Origin of the sequence: Nocardioides sp. Bht2 (genome assembly GCF_047308515.1) — a bacterium.
Lineage (GTDB): Bacteria > Actinomycetota > Actinomycetes > Propionibacteriales > Nocardioidaceae > Nocardioides.
The window spans coordinates 166,656-179,977 of the sequence record NZ_JBLBWI010000001.1; the positions used below are offsets into that span (position 1 = coordinate 166,656).

Consider the following 13,322-nt stretch of genomic DNA (forward strand, 5'->3'; position numbering starts at 1 on the left):
GATGAGCGCCACCACACCCTTCTTGGAGACGGCGCGACGCCACGCCCGGCGACACTTCCGCGCCCCGGTCCTGGCGAGCGCGCTCGCCCTGGTCGCCGCCTGGTCCGCGCTGACGCCGTCGCTGCTGCCCCGCAGCTCACCGTTGCAGGGCGTCGTGGTCGCGGTCGCGGCTTGGGCCGGCTACGGGCTCGGCGCCCTGATCGGCTGGGCGATCCGGCGTTCCGGCGGGCGCCTCGTCGGTCCCTTGCGGCGTCGCTGCTGGCAGGCGTTGGCGGTCGGCGGCGCCACCGGCAGCCTGCTGATGATCTGGTGGTACTACTCCTGGGAGAACGAGCTCCGCGATCTGGTCGGGATGGAGCACCAGGGCATCGGCGCGATCGTCGTCACTCTGCTGATCGCGGCGCTCCTGTTCACGGTCCTGATCGCCGTCTCGCGCCTGGTCAAGGCTGGATTCGCCGGGCTGGCACGGATCGTCGGACGGTTCCTTCCTGCTCCGGTCGCGACCTTGCTCGGGGTGGTGCTGACCGCCTTCGTCGTCTACACCCTGCTCGTCGACGTCGCCACCTCACGGGTCCTCGCCTCGCTCGACGCGGCCGCAGTCGCGGTCAACGACGAGTTCCGGGCCGACCGCCCGGCACCGACGAACGTCTACGTCTCCGCTGGCCCGAACTCCGCGGTGGAGTGGGACAAGCTCGGACGCCAGGGCCGGGTCTTCATCAGCAACCGGCCGAGCGCCGAGGAGATCACCCGGTTCTCGACACAACCCGCGACGGAGCCGGTGCGGGCCTACGTCGGGATCGGCACCGACGGCGACATCGACCTGCGTGAGCAGGCGATCGTCGCCGCCGACGAGCTGGAGCGACTCGGCGGATTCGATCGGGCGGTCGTCAACGTGGTCACCGGCACCGGGCGCGGCTGGGTCAACGAGGACCAGGCGCAAGCACTCGAGTACATGTGGAACGGCGACACCGCGACGGTGAGCATGCAGTACTCCTACCTGCCGAGCCCGATCTCCTTCCTCGTCGACCGGGGCCGCGCGAAGGACGCCGGCCGACTGCTCTTCGACGCCGTCTTCGGCAAGTGGCTGCGGCTTCCCGAGGCGAGTCGCCCGAAGCTCGTGGTCAGCGGCGAGAGCCTCGGCAGCTTCGGCGGCGAGGCCGCGTTCAGCGGTGAGCAGGACATGGCGAACCGGATCGACGGGGCACTCTTCGTGGGGCCTACCAACGCCAACGAGCTGTGGAGTCGGTTCACCGAGGAACGTGATCCGGGGAGCACCGAGATGGAGCCGATCTACGACAAGGGCGAGGTCGTCCGCTTCGCCGGCGACCCGGCCGACTGGGAGCTGCCCAGCCCGGGTTGGGAAGGGACCCGCGTCGGCTACCTGCAACACGCTAACGATCCGATCACCTGGTGGAACTGGTCGCTCGCCGTCCAACGCCCCGATTGGCTCAAGGAGGAGAAGCCGCCCGGCGTCTCCCCCGACATCCGGTGGATCCCCGGCGTCACCATGCTGCAGTTGGGTGCCGACCAGCTGATGGCCAACGAGGTCCCGGCGGGCCAGGGCCACCGGTTCGGCAAGGAGCCGGTCTGGGCCTGGGCCGCGATCCTGCCGCCACCGGGATGGACCAGCGCCGAGACCGCCCGGCTCGCCGCCGGGGAACCACTGGAAGGCGACTGACCTTTCAGAGCCGGGTGGCCAACAGCCAACTCAGGTAGGCGATGTAGGCCGCGACGAAGAGGCCGCCCTCGACCCGGCCGAGGCGGCGATGGCTCCAGAAGGCCGGGATGCAGATCCCGGCGGCCGCCAGCATCAGCAGCAGGTCGACGGCGATCAGTTCGTCCGGCACCGGCACTGCGCCGGGGGCAGCGATCACCGTCGGCCCGAGGATCAACGCGATGTTGAAGACGCTGGAGCCGATCAGGTTGCCCAACGCCAGCGAACGGTCGCCACGGACGGTCGCCACGATCGCGGTCGCGAGCTCCGGAGCAGAGGTGCCGATCGCGACGACGGTGAGGCCGATGAACGCATCACTGGCACCGATCGACGAAGCGATCTCCACAGCACCGTCGACCAGGAACTCCGATCCCACCAGGACCAGCCCGAGGCCGAACAGGAGCAGCAGGATCTCGACGCCGACCCGAGGTCGTCGCGGGTGCAGCGGGGAGCCGGTGCCCCGCGGATTCGCTTGGAGTGATGCTGTCTCTGCGCGCGCCCGGCGGCTCTCCCGAGCGCTCAGGCCGAGGACCACCGCCAGGTAGAGCACACCGTAGCCGGTCAGCAGCAGACCGTCGCTGGTCCCGAGGTCGCCGTCGAAGGCGAGCAGCGCCATCAGGACCGCGGCACCGACCATCATCGGCAGGTCGACGCGCAGCGTACGGTCGTCGAACTCGATCGGGCGCAGCAGCGCGGCCAGCCCCAGGATCAACAAGATGTTGACCAGGTTGGTGCCGACGATGTTGCCCACTGCCAACTCTCCGCGCCCTTGCGAGGCGGCATTGAGTCCGATCGCCAACTCCGGAAGGCTGGTGCCCAACGCGACCACGGTCATCCCGACCACGATCGGGCTCACCTTGAGCCGGGTCGCCAACGCGGAGCCTTGCCGCACCACGAGTTCGGCGCCGAAGACCAGCAGGGCAAGGCCTGCTGCCAGGGTCACTACCGCCATCGGTCCGCCACGCTGCCTCTCCGCTCCGCTAGCCCGATTCAGCAAACCACACCAGCCGCCGAAGGTCGGCGACTTTCGGTTGCGCTCCGGTCCGGCTTTCTGTTGGCCGGGAGCGAGCACCGGTCAGGGCGAGCGGCGCCCCAACAGCCGGACCGGCCCGTCCCCCACCTCGGACAACTCGTCGTCGGGGTTGGCGAGCTGACACGACTTCATCGACAGGCACCCGCATCCGATGCAGTCGTCGAGGGTGTCGCGCAGTCGCTCGAGCCGAGTGATCTGAGCTTCGATCTTGCCGCGCCAGGACCGGGAGAGCCGCGACCAGTCCGCTTTGGTCGGCGTCCGCTCCTCGGGCAGAGTGGCAAGGGCGGTCCGGATCTCTGCCAGCGAGATGCCCACCCCTTGCGCCGCACGGATGAACCCGATCCGCCGTAGGACGTCGCGATGGTAGCGCCGTTGGTTGCCCGCGTTGCGGGTACTGGAGATCAGGCCTTCGCGTTCGTAGAAGTGCAGCGCAGAGACGGCGATCCCCGCCCGGCGGGCGACCTCGCCAGGCATCAGGTTGTGTGCTGCAAGTCGGCGTTCGACAGTCATTGACCTCAACCTTAGTTGAGGTAGTTCGATCAGTCCATGCACGCGATCCGACACCACGCCTTCGGGCCCGCCGACGTCCTCGGCCTCGAACTACTGGTCGACCTCACTCCCCAGCCCGGACAGCTCCGTATCGCCGTCGAGGCGGCCGGGGTCCATGTCCTCGACACCGCGATCCGAGCCGGCCGATCCTTCGGCATGGGGCAAGCACCCGAGCTCCCCGCCATTCCCGGACGCGAGGTCGCCGGCACCGTCGACCTGATCGGCGACGGCGTCGAGCGCTCCTGGTTGGGTCGGCGCGTCGTCGCCCACCTGGGGCTCGGCGGTGGCGGCTACGCCTCGCAGGCCGTCGTTGCCGTCGAGCGGGCCTACTCGATCCCCGACGGACTAGATGCCGCTACCGCCGTGGCCGCCATCGGCACCGGCCGCACTGCTTCGGCGATCCTCGAACTCTCCGGCCTCACCAGCGCCGATACAGCAGCGGTCACCTCGGCAGCAGGCGGGCTGGGAGCTCTTCTACTGCAAGGGATCCGCGCCGCTGGCGGCACCGCCGTCGGCGTCTCCGGCGGCGGTGAGAAAGCTGCGATCGTCACCTCCTATGGCGCGACTGCGATCGATCACCGCGCCGCCGACTGGGCCGACCAGATCGACGAGCACGGCCCCTACACCCTCGTCTTCGACGGCGTCGGCGGAGTCGTCGGCGAGGCGCTGTACCGACGTCTGGCCCCCGGCGGTCGCCTGGTCCGCTACGGCTGGTTCAGCGACGAACCGCCCACCTACGACGACCCCCAGCGTCGGGTGATCGACGTTCTCGGGCCACCGATCCTGAGCCGGATCGCCGAGTTCGAGCAGGACGCACTCGCCGCTGCGGCGTCCGGCGTCCGGGTCCCACTGGTCTCCTCCCACTTCGATCTCGCCGACGCCGCCGAGGCCCACCGCGCGATCGAGCAGCGGCGGACCGTGGGCAAGGTCGTCCTGGCGGTGTCCCGGTGAGCGCCGTCCTCGACGTCACCCACCCTTCTCCGTGGCGCGGCCGCCACGGCCGCACCACCGTCGGGGTCTTCTCCTTGGCGTTCCTCTTCGCCTTCGAGGCCCTCGCCGTCTCCACCGTGATGCCCCGCGTCGCCGACCAGCTCGACGGGCTCAGCTGGTACCCGGTCGCCTTCGCGGGCCCGTTGGCGGCGTCGATCGTTGCTCTGGCCTGGGCAGGACCGGCTGCCGACAGGTACGGCCCCGGCCCGGTCCTCCGTCGCGGCCTGGTGATCTTCACTTTGGGCGTGCTGCTCGCCGGGGCCGCACCCACGATGCCCCTCTTCGTCGCGGGGCGACTCGTCCACGGCTACGGCGGCGGCGTCCTCGGCGTCGCCCTGTACGTCCTGATCGCGCAGGCCTATCCCGAGGCGATGCGGCCGCGGGTCTTCGCCGTGCTGACCACCGCCTGGGTGCTGCCGGCGCTCGTCGGACCACTGCTCGCCGCCCAGATCGCGGACGCCGTGGGCTGGCGCTGGGTCTTCCTCGGAGTGCCCGCGCTCGCCTTCGCCGCCTGGCTGTTGGTCGCCGATGCGCCTTCGCGGCCAAGTTCAGTCGGCCCCGAGAAGGTGGGGCTCCGCTTCGCTTGGCTCACCGCCGGCGGCGCTCTCCTGTTGGCGTTGGCGGGTCAGCGGGTGGTGGCCTGGTGGCCAGGCCTGGTGATCCTCGGCGTGGTGGCGATCTACGTCGGCGGACGACGCCTGCTCCCACCCGGCTCATGGCGGCTGGCTCCCGGGCTGCCCGCCGTGCTGCTGACCCGGGCCGCGATCGGGACCTCCTTCGCTGCGGCCGAGGTCTACCTCCCGCTGCTGCTCACGATGAAACGTGGGCTCAGCCTCACCGAAGCGGGATGGGTGCTGACGATCGGCGCCATCACCTGGTCGGCGGGCGCCGTCCTCGCGGCGCGCTGGCAGGCGCTCGCGGACCAGCCTGGCCGGGTGCGTATCGGCGCCGGCCTGGTCGCGGTCGGGCTCCTCGGGTTCACCACCGTCGCGATCCCCGCCGTTCCGCTGGCTGTACCGCTGGCGGCGTGGGGTGTGGGCGGACTCGGGATCGGCATGGCGTTCTCGACACTCTCCGTGCTCGCCCTGGCTACCGCGCGCGACGGCGAGGAAGGGCGCACCTCGGCCGCGCTCCAGACCAACGACTACATCAGCATCGCTGCGTTCCTGGCGATCGGCGGCGTGGTCTTCGCCGGGTTCGCGCAGAACGCCCCGGTGGCCGCTGCGACCGGTCTGGTGCTGACGGCAGCAGTGCTCGCGGCACTGGCGTTGGTGCCTGCCCGCCGACTGGCGTAACGCGCTCAAGATTCCAGGAGGGCCGTCCAGAAGACTTTCCGCGTTTGTTGTCCGCGGAGATGAACCCACGGCTAGCGTCTGAATGTCCAAAACTCATCTCGGGTGACAGCCGAAGGGAATCCGTATGACCCCCCGCACCAAGATCCGCGCATTGAGTTTCGCAGGTGGCGCAACCACGGCAAGCGTCGCGCTCCTTGCCAGCACAGTTATGCCCGTGCAAGCCGCCGCCTTCAGCGAGCTTGAACTCGACCCATACTCGGGCAGTTACGTATCCAGCGGGTCCTGCACGTCGACCGAATCGGTGACTGCTGCACCGGCCTCCGTGCCGATGACGCCGAACGGCCCGGCGGCAGCAGCCACCTTCACCGCGACCTCGTCCCACCAGGCGACCGGCGATGCGACCGACACCATCACCCAGACCACAAAGATCGCGGTGAACTCCAAGGCGACAGCGGTCGGCAACCGGCCGACAGCGATCACCGTCGAAGCGACTGGTTCTGTGACTCAGACGACGAGCAAGCCCACCGCCGCGTGCACGATCGTCACCTACGCCGGCGCTGACACCGACTTCGCCTTCACCCTGTCCGAACCGACCTGGGTGAGCTACTCCATGGCACGCAAGGGTCCGATGTACACCGAGACCTATCTCTACCTCAATGACGCCGACCCGTACATCGACGCCTACGGTCGCGAACTGGACGGAACCACGACCGGCACCTACCTGTTGCAGCCCGGTGACTACGACGGCTATCTCGAGGCCGAGGTCAGGGTGCGGGGCAACTCGACCTCGTTCGGCAAGGCAAAGGCGAGCCTCTCCCTCAAGTTCGCCCCTGCGGGAAGCGCCAGTGCCAAGCCCACTGGTAAGGCCAAGCCGTTCGTCACCCTGCCCTCTGCTCGCAGCTGCGCCACGAACGGCGCCACGGCCAAGGTGACCGGCAACGCCAAGCGCGTCAAGCAGATCGATTCGATCACCTACACCGTGAACGGCAAGAAGGTGGCCGCACTCAAGGGCAACAAGGTCAAGAAGGGCAAGAGCACCAGCCTGAAGATCGCCGACAACAAGGCTGCCAAGATCGAAGCAATCGTCAAACTCAACAACGGCAAGAAGCTCTCCACCAAGGCCGCGTACCTGGCCTGCTCCTTCTAGGCGATCAAGGTGACCTGGGCGTCCGCGATCGCGCGCCGATCACTCGCTCAGGTCACCTTGTTCCGGTGGGTCTAGCGCTACGAAGAAGCGCGCCGGACGAGGTCGAGTGCCTTGCCCTTGGCCAACTCATCAACGAGCTTGTCGAGGTAACGGATCTTCTGCATCAACGGGTCCTCGACCTCCTCGACCCGAACACCGCAGACGACGCCCTTGATCAGCCCGGCGTTCGGATTCAGGGAGGCATCGGCGAAGAACTCCTCGAAGGTCGACTCCGCCTCCAGGTGCCGCGCGAGCGCCTCCGCGTCGAAGCCGGTCAACCACGCGATGACGGCGTCCAGCTCGGCGCGGCTACGGCCCTTCTTCTCCACCTTGGTGACGTAGTGGGGATAGACAGACGCAAAGCTGGTGGTGAAGATCCGGTGCTGCATAGCGCGAGCCTAGTCCGACGCTTGACACGAACGCCGTCGAGTGTGCACTGACGACTTTCACGATTGCCACCCGCGGAGACCCTGCCGCCGATAGCGTCCTAGGTGTCCATTCTCGTCTCGGGCGAACCTCCCGAAGGGAATTCGCATGTCTTCGCGCTTTACTCTCCGCACCGCCGCCCTCGCGAGCGGGGTCGCTACGGCTAGCGTCACGCTGCTCGCCAGCACCCTCACACCGGTGCAGGCTGCCCCCTTCAGCGAACTCGACCTCGACCCTTACGCCGGCTCCTTTCCCATCGGGGTCTGCACGCAGACCAGCCCAGCAATCGTCAATCCCACCGCCGTGCCGATGACGCCGAACGGCCCGGCCGCGGCGAGCGAGGCCACCGCGACCTCTTCCTATGAGAACAACGCCGACACGACCGACACCGTCACCCAGACCACCAAGATCGCTCTGAAGTCCAGGGCCACCGCGGTTGGCAACCGGCCGACGTCGATCGCTCTTGAGGCCACTGGCACAGCGAGCCAGACGGCGAGCAAGCCCGCGTCCGCCTGCACGCCCGTCACCTACGTCGGCGCCAGAACCAACTTCGTCTTCACCATCACCGAGCCGACCTGGGCGAGCTACTCCATGGCGCGCAAGGGCCCGATGTACACCAACGTCTACTTCTACATCGACAATGCCGAAACGTACATCGACGCCTACGGGCGCGACGTGGACGGAACCACGACAGGTATGTACCTGTTGCAGCCCGGCGAGTACGACGGCTACCTCGAGGCAGAGGTCCGAACACGGATCAACACGACCTCGGCACGCAAGGCGAAGGCAAGCGTCTCCCTCAAGTTCACACCTGCCGGCAGCGCAAGCGCAAAGCCGAGTGGCAAGGCCAGCCCCTACGTCACTCTCCCCGCCGCCCGCTCCTGCGCCACTCACGATGCAACCGCCAAGGTGACTGGCAAAGCCAAGCGCGCTAAGAAGATCGCTTCGATCACCTACACCGTCAACGGCAAGAAGGGCGCGACCCTTAAGGGCAGCAAGGTGACGAAGAGCAAGGCCACCAGCCTCAAGATCGCCGACGACAAGTCCGCCAAGATTCAGGCGACCGTCAAGCTCAAGAACGGCAAGAAGCTCACCACCAAGGCCAGCTACCTGGCTTGCACCGCCTGACCCACCTCAATGTGACCTGAGCGCGCGCTCAGAGGGGTGAACCAAGCGCTCAGGTCACATTGAGCCTGGCTGGAGGCGGGAAAACGGTCTACGGTGGGCAGCGCCCCCATGCGTTGGATCAGTCCGTCCGTGCCTTCAGGGGGTTCACATGTCCTACTCGCCTTCGCGCCGTCTCGGTGCCGCCAGATCCACGGCCGTCCTCGGCTGCGGGGTCGCCACGCCAGCTTGGCGCTCGTCGGTGCCTCCCTGGTGCCGGTTCAGGCAGCTGCCTTCGCCTACTTGGAGCTCGACCCGAGCGCCGGGACCTACGTCAGTGGCCCCTGCGTGCTGGCCAGCACACCGGTCGTCAACGCGCCGTCGGTCCCGATCACGCCGAACGGCTCGAAGCACGTCCAGAGTGCAGCAGCCACGGCGACCTACCAGTCGAACGCCGATCCCACCGACACCCTGACCCAGAGCAACACCCTGACGGCGCAGGCCCGAGCCACCGCCGTCGGCAACCGGCCCGCCTCGATGACGCTCTCCGTCAAGGGGTCCACCCGGACGACGGCAAGCAAGGCTTCCTTCGCCTGTCCCGCTACGACGTACACCGGAGCCAACGTCGTCTCCAACTTCACGCTCACCACTCCGACCTGGGCCAACTGGGCACTATCCCACCGGGGCCCGTTGATGGCAGAGGTGGACTTCTCACTGGACGGCGACGACCCGTACTTCGAGTCCGGGGGCGAGAAGACCGAGGGAAGTAGCAGCGGGCGATACCTCCTCCCACCGGGGAGCTACAACGGCTACCTGGAGGCCGAGGTCCGCAACGGCGAACGGAGCAGCCAGCCGCTCCGGGCGTTCAGCGCCGAGCTCTCCATCAGCTTCGCCCCGATCGGCAGCGCAAGCGCCAGGCCCAGCGGCAAGGCCAAGCCCTATGTCACCCTGCCTGCGAGCCGCAGCTGTGCAACCCATGACGCCAGAGCCAAGGTGACCAGCAAAGCCAAGCGGGCCAAGAAGATCGCCTCGATCGCCTACACGGTCAACGGCAAGAAGACCGTCACCCTCAAGGGCAACAAGGTGAAGAGGTCCAAGGCGACCAGCCTCAAGATCGCCGACCACAAGCCCGCGAAGATCAGCGCCGTCGTCAAGCTCAAGAACGGCAAGAAGCTCACCACCAGGGCCAGCTACCTCGCTTGTTCGCTCTAGCCAGCTCAATGTGACCTGAGCGCGCACTCAGAGGCGCAAACCAAGCGCTCAGGTCACATTGAGCTTCAGGTCAGGGGCGGGAAGACCGGTCCGCCGCCGAACATCAGCCGCGGCGAGATCGGCTTGCCGCCGGGCTCCTCGATGCCGTACTGCTCAGCGAGCTCCGCTGTCAGCAACGCTTGGCCGCTGAGCTTCGGCAGATCGGCGTCGGCCACCAGGCGGGCCAGCACGCGCCCTTGGAGCTCAGGAGTTTCGGTGTCACTGATCGGTACCCCGGCTATGTTGTCGAGGCCGCTCTTCAGCAGCAGCTCGGTCCGCACCAGACCGGGCCAGAGCGAGACCACGTTGACGCCATAGGGACGCAGCTCCAGGGCCGCATCGTGGGTGAGTTTGTCCAACCCTGCCTTGGAAATCCCGTACAACGTCGAGTGCAGGTAGGCACGCGTGCCGACCGAGGTGATGTTGACGATCGTGCCCGACCGCTGCTGGACCATCACCGGCGAAGCCGCATGAAGTGCCACGTAGTGCGCGCGCAGACCGATACCGATCAGGCTGTCCCAGTCGCTCAACGGCCGCTCCCAGAGGGGCTCGGGGTTGACGTGGTTGAGCCGCGGACCGGCCCAGACGTTGTTGACCAGCAGGTCGAGGCGTCCCTCGGCCTCGACGACGGCGGCCACCAGGTCCTGGACGGCAGCATCGTCCGCGTGGTCGACCTCATGGGCCACTCCACGTCCGCCGGCCTCCTCGATCCGCACCACGGTACGGGCCAGACGCTCGGCGTTGCGGCCCGAGACATGGACGGTCCAGCCTGCCTCTGCCAGGCCGACAGCGATCCCCTCGCCGACGCCGCGGCTACCGCCGGTGACCAACGCGACCTGTGCACTCATCGGAAGGACTCCTGGACCTTGAAGCCCGCAGGCAATGGCGTGGTCATCGACCACAGAACGTGCACCTTGCTGGACGCGATCCGCCAGGAACCGTTCTCCCGGCGATAGGTGTCGTGGTACTCGATCGCGCTGACCTGCTCGGTGCCGGCTTCGGTGTTGACCTGACGGAACCTCAACGTCCAGTCACCACGTGCGTTGTCGGCGTCCAGCACGGTGATGTCGGGATGGACGGCGTGGTGCATGTCGAAGATGACGTAGCGGCCCTCGACCTGGCGCAACGCCACGCGCTCGTAGATCGCCGCGATCGGTTCGACGCCGGTGAAGGCGCCGAGCGGTCCGTAGTCGAGGACCGCACCTTCCGCCACGAAGCAGGCCCGGAACTCGTCAGGACGCTTGGCGTCACAGGCCCGGAGGTAACGGTGCTTGAGAGCGGTGATCTCAGCGACTGCCTCGAGTCGGGCGAGGCGGCTGGCCAGTTCGTCGTCCACGCGGCCACGGTAACGACTCGGCCGCCGTCCGCGGGGAGGAATCCCAGCAGACGGCGGCCGTTTCGTTGATCAGCGCGAGCGCTGCAGAGCCGCGCGGGTCACGCCGACGGTCTGGCTCTTGTCGGACTTCTCGGCGCCGAACTGGAACACCTGGATCACGGTGCCGCCGCGGCGGGTGACGATCACGTTAGCGATCATCTCCTCGCCCTCTTCCACCGTCCGCATGAAGAACCCCACCCGCTGGTCCCCGAGCTTCGGCACCTTGATCGACGTCATCTTGGTGCCGTCCATGCTCTTACCGGAACAGCGCTTCACGAACCGCTGGAAGTCGGAGACGACCTGCTTGGCCTTGGCCTTCTTCGTGAAGCGAACGGTCTGCACCATCGTCATGCCATTGAAGCCGAGCTCAGACTTCGGGTGGGGCAGGTAGACCCCGACACGTCCTGCGTCCGCCTTCGCGCGCTTGGTCGCCTCACAGGTCTTACCGGGGACATCGATGACGCGCAGCTTCTCGCCGAAGAACGAACCCTTCTTCAGCGTCGGAACCGCCTTGGCGACCTGCGCCATCGTCGGCAGGTTCTTGTCGGTCACCGGCTTCGGCGCGGCCTGAGCCGTGCCCATCGCACCACTCAGCAGCAGCGCGCTTGCGGCAACGATCCCCACGAACTTCTTACGTGCACCCATTTGCACTCACTCCCGATCAGTCGTCATCAGTCCGCGGGAGCCTAGCCTCAACGCCTCCGGAAGTCCGAAGACAGTTGCTTTATGCAAGCACCGGTCTACACCAGCTCAGCATCAGGGTGCGTGGTCACCTTGCGCGCTTGTAGGCGACCCGAACCAGCCCGACCGTCTGCTTGAACTTGACGTCGTGTCCCTTCTGCCAGCGCATGACCTGAACCACCATCCGGCCCTTGCGCACCAGGATCGACGAGGTGCTGCGTGCCGGCAGTTCATCGGAGGCGGCGTACTTCGTGGCAAAGCCCAACCGCTGGTGCCCGAGCTTGGGCACCGGCTGCTGCTTGAGGAACAGGAGTTCAGGAGACGACTCCTTGCAGTTCTTCACCCAAGCGGTGTAGTCGGTCATGGCACGGCGGGCGGCCTTCTTCGTCTTGAAGTGCGCTACCTCGACGTGTGCCTCACTTCCGAAGCCGGTGCGGCTCGGCTTCGCCCAGTAACTCGTGATCCGGCCGACCCTGATAGTCGTCCGGCGGCCCTCAGGACGACAGTCGCCGGTGTTGCCGTAGTACGCCTTCGTCTTCTGGGTCGTCGTTCTGCCGCCCTTGATCGCAGGCACCACCTTGACCACCTCAGCGAGTGTCGGCAGGTCCTTGGTGCTGACTCCGCTGGACGCCGCCTCGGCGCTACCGATCGCTCCGCCGCCGACCAGCAGGGCGACCGCCGTCGCCGCACCCACCAACCTCACCCGTACTGACATGACCTGCTCCCCCGTACTCGCGCGTGCTGTTGTCGAACCCGACTCAGCTGCGCTCACGGTAGCCAGCTTTCTGCGCCCTCGCTGGCTGTTTCCGCGCCCTCGGGGCTATTGGTGCGCCCTCGGGGTTAGGAGAACCAGTCCCAGGCGAAGGGGGTGATCGTGGAGACGGGGGTCGTCACGATCGGAGTCAGGCCTGGAATGGTCGGCCCACTGCCGACACGGATCTCGGCGGGGGCGGTCTCGCAGAAATGGATCGCCACCAGGTACTCGCCGGCCCGCTTGGAACGGGTCGGCTCGTCGTCGATGATCGTGACGTCACGGCTGGCGAAGGTCCAGGTACCGGCGACGCCGGGCCGGCGGCGGACCGCAGCCAGGTGCTCGCGGTGCCACCTGCGCATCGCGGCGTCGGCGGTCACGGTGCCGGGTTCGGCGACCTGGACCACCTCGACGATCACCCCGGCATGGATCCGGAACGGCAACGCCGACGCGCTGATCTCGACACCGTCCGCGACCCGGCCCTCCAACGGTCGGAAGAACCCGGTCAGCCGGCGGGTCGTCCACGCCAGATCCGGACGGCGGCCCAGCTCGCCGGTCGTCCGACCGAGCTCCATCCACTCGGCGACGCTGTCGGCTACCGGATCGGCGAACCAGTACATCGCCACGTAGTCGGCCCGGTCGAGGGCGCGGGCGTCGCTGCTCACCTCGGTCGCCGCCGTACCCGCCGCCCGGTCGGACGGCGTCCGAACCCAGCGGTCGCCGTGCAGAACCCCGGGCAGGGCACGGTTCTCCGGTTGGTGATCGAGCTGGTGCCAGGCGTTGTACTCGGGATGCTTGGCGGGGTCGGTCACCTGCGGGAACGAGATGAAGACTCGACGGCATTGCTCCAGACGCATGGCCTCAGCATCGAGCACCGTGCGATGCAGGTGTGGCCTGGTCCCACTCGCTGGCACTCCACCGCAGAACGCCAACAGGGGCAGGCCTTGCGGCCTGCCCCTGTGCGTTC

General features: G+C 67.6%; 15 protein-coding genes. 6 read left to right on the top strand and 9 right to left on the bottom strand.

Going from position 1 to position 13,322, the window contains the following annotated elements; all coding sequences use genetic code 11:
* Position 1: 1 nt before the first annotated feature.
* Positions 2-1,678: an alpha/beta hydrolase gene (locus ACLM5J_RS00860; RefSeq protein WP_413654111.1), complete on the top strand. Its 1,677-nt coding sequence runs from the start codon at positions 2-4 to the stop codon at positions 1,676-1,678.
* 4 nt (positions 1,679-1,682) lie between these two features.
* Here the strand turns inward: ACLM5J_RS00860 and ACLM5J_RS00865 are convergent, their stop codons facing one another.
* Together ACLM5J_RS00865 and soxR are read right to left on the bottom strand one after the other, a co-directional pair.
* Entirely contained in the window at positions 1,683-2,666 is a 984-nt protein-coding gene (locus ACLM5J_RS00865) for a calcium/sodium antiporter (RefSeq protein ID WP_413654112.1), read from the bottom strand.
* A 123-nt stretch (positions 2,667-2,789) separates the two neighbouring features.
* Positions 2,790-3,257: a redox-sensitive transcriptional activator SoxR gene (gene soxR / locus ACLM5J_RS00870; protein ID WP_413654113.1), complete on the bottom strand. Its 468-nt coding sequence runs from the start codon at positions 3,255-3,257 to the stop codon at positions 2,790-2,792.
* A 36-nt stretch (positions 3,258-3,293) separates the two neighbouring features.
* Here soxR and ACLM5J_RS00875 point away from each other — a divergent pair, with 36 nt between their 5' ends.
* Together ACLM5J_RS00875 and ACLM5J_RS00880 are read left to right on the top strand one after the other, a co-directional pair.
* On the top strand, positions 3,294-4,247 hold the full coding sequence (locus ACLM5J_RS00875) for a zinc-binding dehydrogenase (protein WP_413654114.1): 954 nt from the start codon (positions 3,294-3,296) through the stop codon (positions 4,245-4,247).
* On the top strand, positions 4,244-5,581 hold the full coding sequence (locus tag ACLM5J_RS00880) for an MFS transporter (protein WP_413654115.1): 1,338 nt from the start codon (positions 4,244-4,246) through the stop codon (positions 5,579-5,581). Before ACLM5J_RS00875 ends, ACLM5J_RS00880 begins: the two co-directional genes overlap by 4 nt.
* Positions 5,582-5,845: 264 nt before the next feature.
* Here ACLM5J_RS00880 and ACLM5J_RS00885 read toward each other — a convergent pair whose 3' ends face one another.
* Complete coding sequence (locus ACLM5J_RS00885) at positions 5,846-6,061, bottom strand: hypothetical protein (protein WP_413654116.1); 216 nt, start codon at positions 6,059-6,061, stop codon at positions 5,846-5,848.
* 19 nt (positions 6,062-6,080) lie between these two features.
* Here ACLM5J_RS00885 and ACLM5J_RS00890 point away from each other — a divergent pair, with 19 nt between their 5' ends.
* Positions 6,081-6,728 carry a hypothetical protein gene (locus ACLM5J_RS00890; RefSeq protein WP_413654117.1) on the top strand — a complete coding sequence of 216 codons (648 nt, stop codon included), beginning with the start codon at positions 6,081-6,083 and terminating at the stop codon, positions 6,726-6,728.
* 77 nt (positions 6,729-6,805) lie between these two features.
* Here the strand turns inward: ACLM5J_RS00890 and ACLM5J_RS00895 are convergent, their stop codons facing one another.
* Entirely contained in the window at positions 6,806-7,156 is a 351-nt protein-coding gene (locus tag ACLM5J_RS00895) for a DUF2200 domain-containing protein (RefSeq protein WP_413654118.1), read from the bottom strand.
* 145 nt (positions 7,157-7,301) lie between these two features.
* Between ACLM5J_RS00895 and ACLM5J_RS00900 the strand changes: the two genes are divergently transcribed.
* Complete coding sequence (locus tag ACLM5J_RS00900; RefSeq protein ID WP_413654119.1) at positions 7,302-8,321, top strand: hypothetical protein; 1,020 nt, start codon at positions 7,302-7,304, stop codon at positions 8,319-8,321.
* 225 nt (positions 8,322-8,546) lie between these two features.
* Positions 8,547-9,509 (top strand): hypothetical protein, encoded by a 963-nt coding sequence (locus ACLM5J_RS00905; RefSeq protein WP_413654120.1) that lies wholly within the window; start codon positions 8,547-8,549, stop codon positions 9,507-9,509.
* A 65-nt stretch (positions 9,510-9,574) separates the two neighbouring features.
* Here the strand turns inward: ACLM5J_RS00905 and ACLM5J_RS00910 are convergent, their stop codons facing one another.
* The 5 genes from ACLM5J_RS00910 to ACLM5J_RS00930 form a co-directional block, all read right to left on the bottom strand.
* Complete coding sequence (locus ACLM5J_RS00910; protein WP_413654121.1) at positions 9,575-10,396, bottom strand: SDR family NAD(P)-dependent oxidoreductase; 822 nt, start codon at positions 10,394-10,396, stop codon at positions 9,575-9,577.
* The gene (locus tag ACLM5J_RS00915; protein ID WP_413654122.1) at positions 10,393-10,884 is read right to left on the bottom strand and encodes a nuclear transport factor 2 family protein; all 492 of its coding nucleotides are present in this window, start codon (positions 10,882-10,884) and stop codon (positions 10,393-10,395) included. Before ACLM5J_RS00915 ends, ACLM5J_RS00910 begins: the two co-directional genes overlap by 4 nt.
* 69 nt (positions 10,885-10,953) lie before the next feature.
* Positions 10,954-11,568, bottom strand: coding sequence for a hypothetical protein (locus tag ACLM5J_RS00920; RefSeq protein ID WP_413654123.1), 615 nt, complete (start codon positions 11,566-11,568; stop codon positions 10,954-10,956).
* Positions 11,569-11,692: 124 nt separating this feature from the next.
* Entirely contained in the window at positions 11,693-12,319 is a 627-nt protein-coding gene (locus ACLM5J_RS00925; RefSeq protein ID WP_413654124.1) for a hypothetical protein, read from the bottom strand.
* Positions 12,320-12,444: 125 nt separating this feature from the next.
* The gene (locus ACLM5J_RS00930; protein WP_413654125.1) at positions 12,445-13,212 is read right to left on the bottom strand and encodes a hypothetical protein; all 768 of its coding nucleotides are present in this window, start codon (positions 13,210-13,212) and stop codon (positions 12,445-12,447) included.
* Positions 13,213-13,322: the final 110 nt, after the last annotated feature.

Excerpts from the sequence above, each read along its gene's own strand:
- ACLM5J_RS00860 (WP_413654111.1), top strand. The coding sequence starts at position 2 with ATGAGCGCCACCACACCCTTCTTGGAGACGGCGCGACGCCACGCCCGG.
- ACLM5J_RS00865 (WP_413654112.1), bottom strand. The coding sequence starts at position 2,666 with ATGGCGGTAGTGACCCTGGCAGCAGGCCTTGCCCTGCTGGTCTTCGGC.
- soxR (WP_413654113.1), bottom strand. The coding sequence starts at position 3,257 with ATGACTGTCGAACGCCGACTTGCAGCACACAACCTGATGCCTGGCGAG.
- ACLM5J_RS00875 (WP_413654114.1), top strand. The coding sequence starts at position 3,294 with ATGCACGCGATCCGACACCACGCCTTCGGGCCCGCCGACGTCCTCGGC.
- ACLM5J_RS00895 (WP_413654118.1), bottom strand. The coding sequence starts at position 7,156 with ATGCAGCACCGGATCTTCACCACCAGCTTTGCGTCTGTCTATCCCCAC.
- ACLM5J_RS00900 (WP_413654119.1), top strand. The coding sequence starts at position 7,302 with ATGTCTTCGCGCTTTACTCTCCGCACCGCCGCCCTCGCGAGCGGGGTC.
- ACLM5J_RS00910 (WP_413654121.1), bottom strand. The coding sequence starts at position 10,396 with ATGAGTGCACAGGTCGCGTTGGTCACCGGCGGTAGCCGCGGCGTCGGC.
- ACLM5J_RS00920 (WP_413654123.1), bottom strand. The coding sequence starts at position 11,568 with ATGGGTGCACGTAAGAAGTTCGTGGGGATCGTTGCCGCAAGCGCGCTG.
- ACLM5J_RS00925 (WP_413654124.1), bottom strand. The coding sequence starts at position 12,319 with ATGTCAGTACGGGTGAGGTTGGTGGGTGCGGCGACGGCGGTCGCCCTG.
- ACLM5J_RS00930 (WP_413654125.1), bottom strand. The coding sequence starts at position 13,212 with ATGCGTCTGGAGCAATGCCGTCGAGTCTTCATCTCGTTCCCGCAGGTG.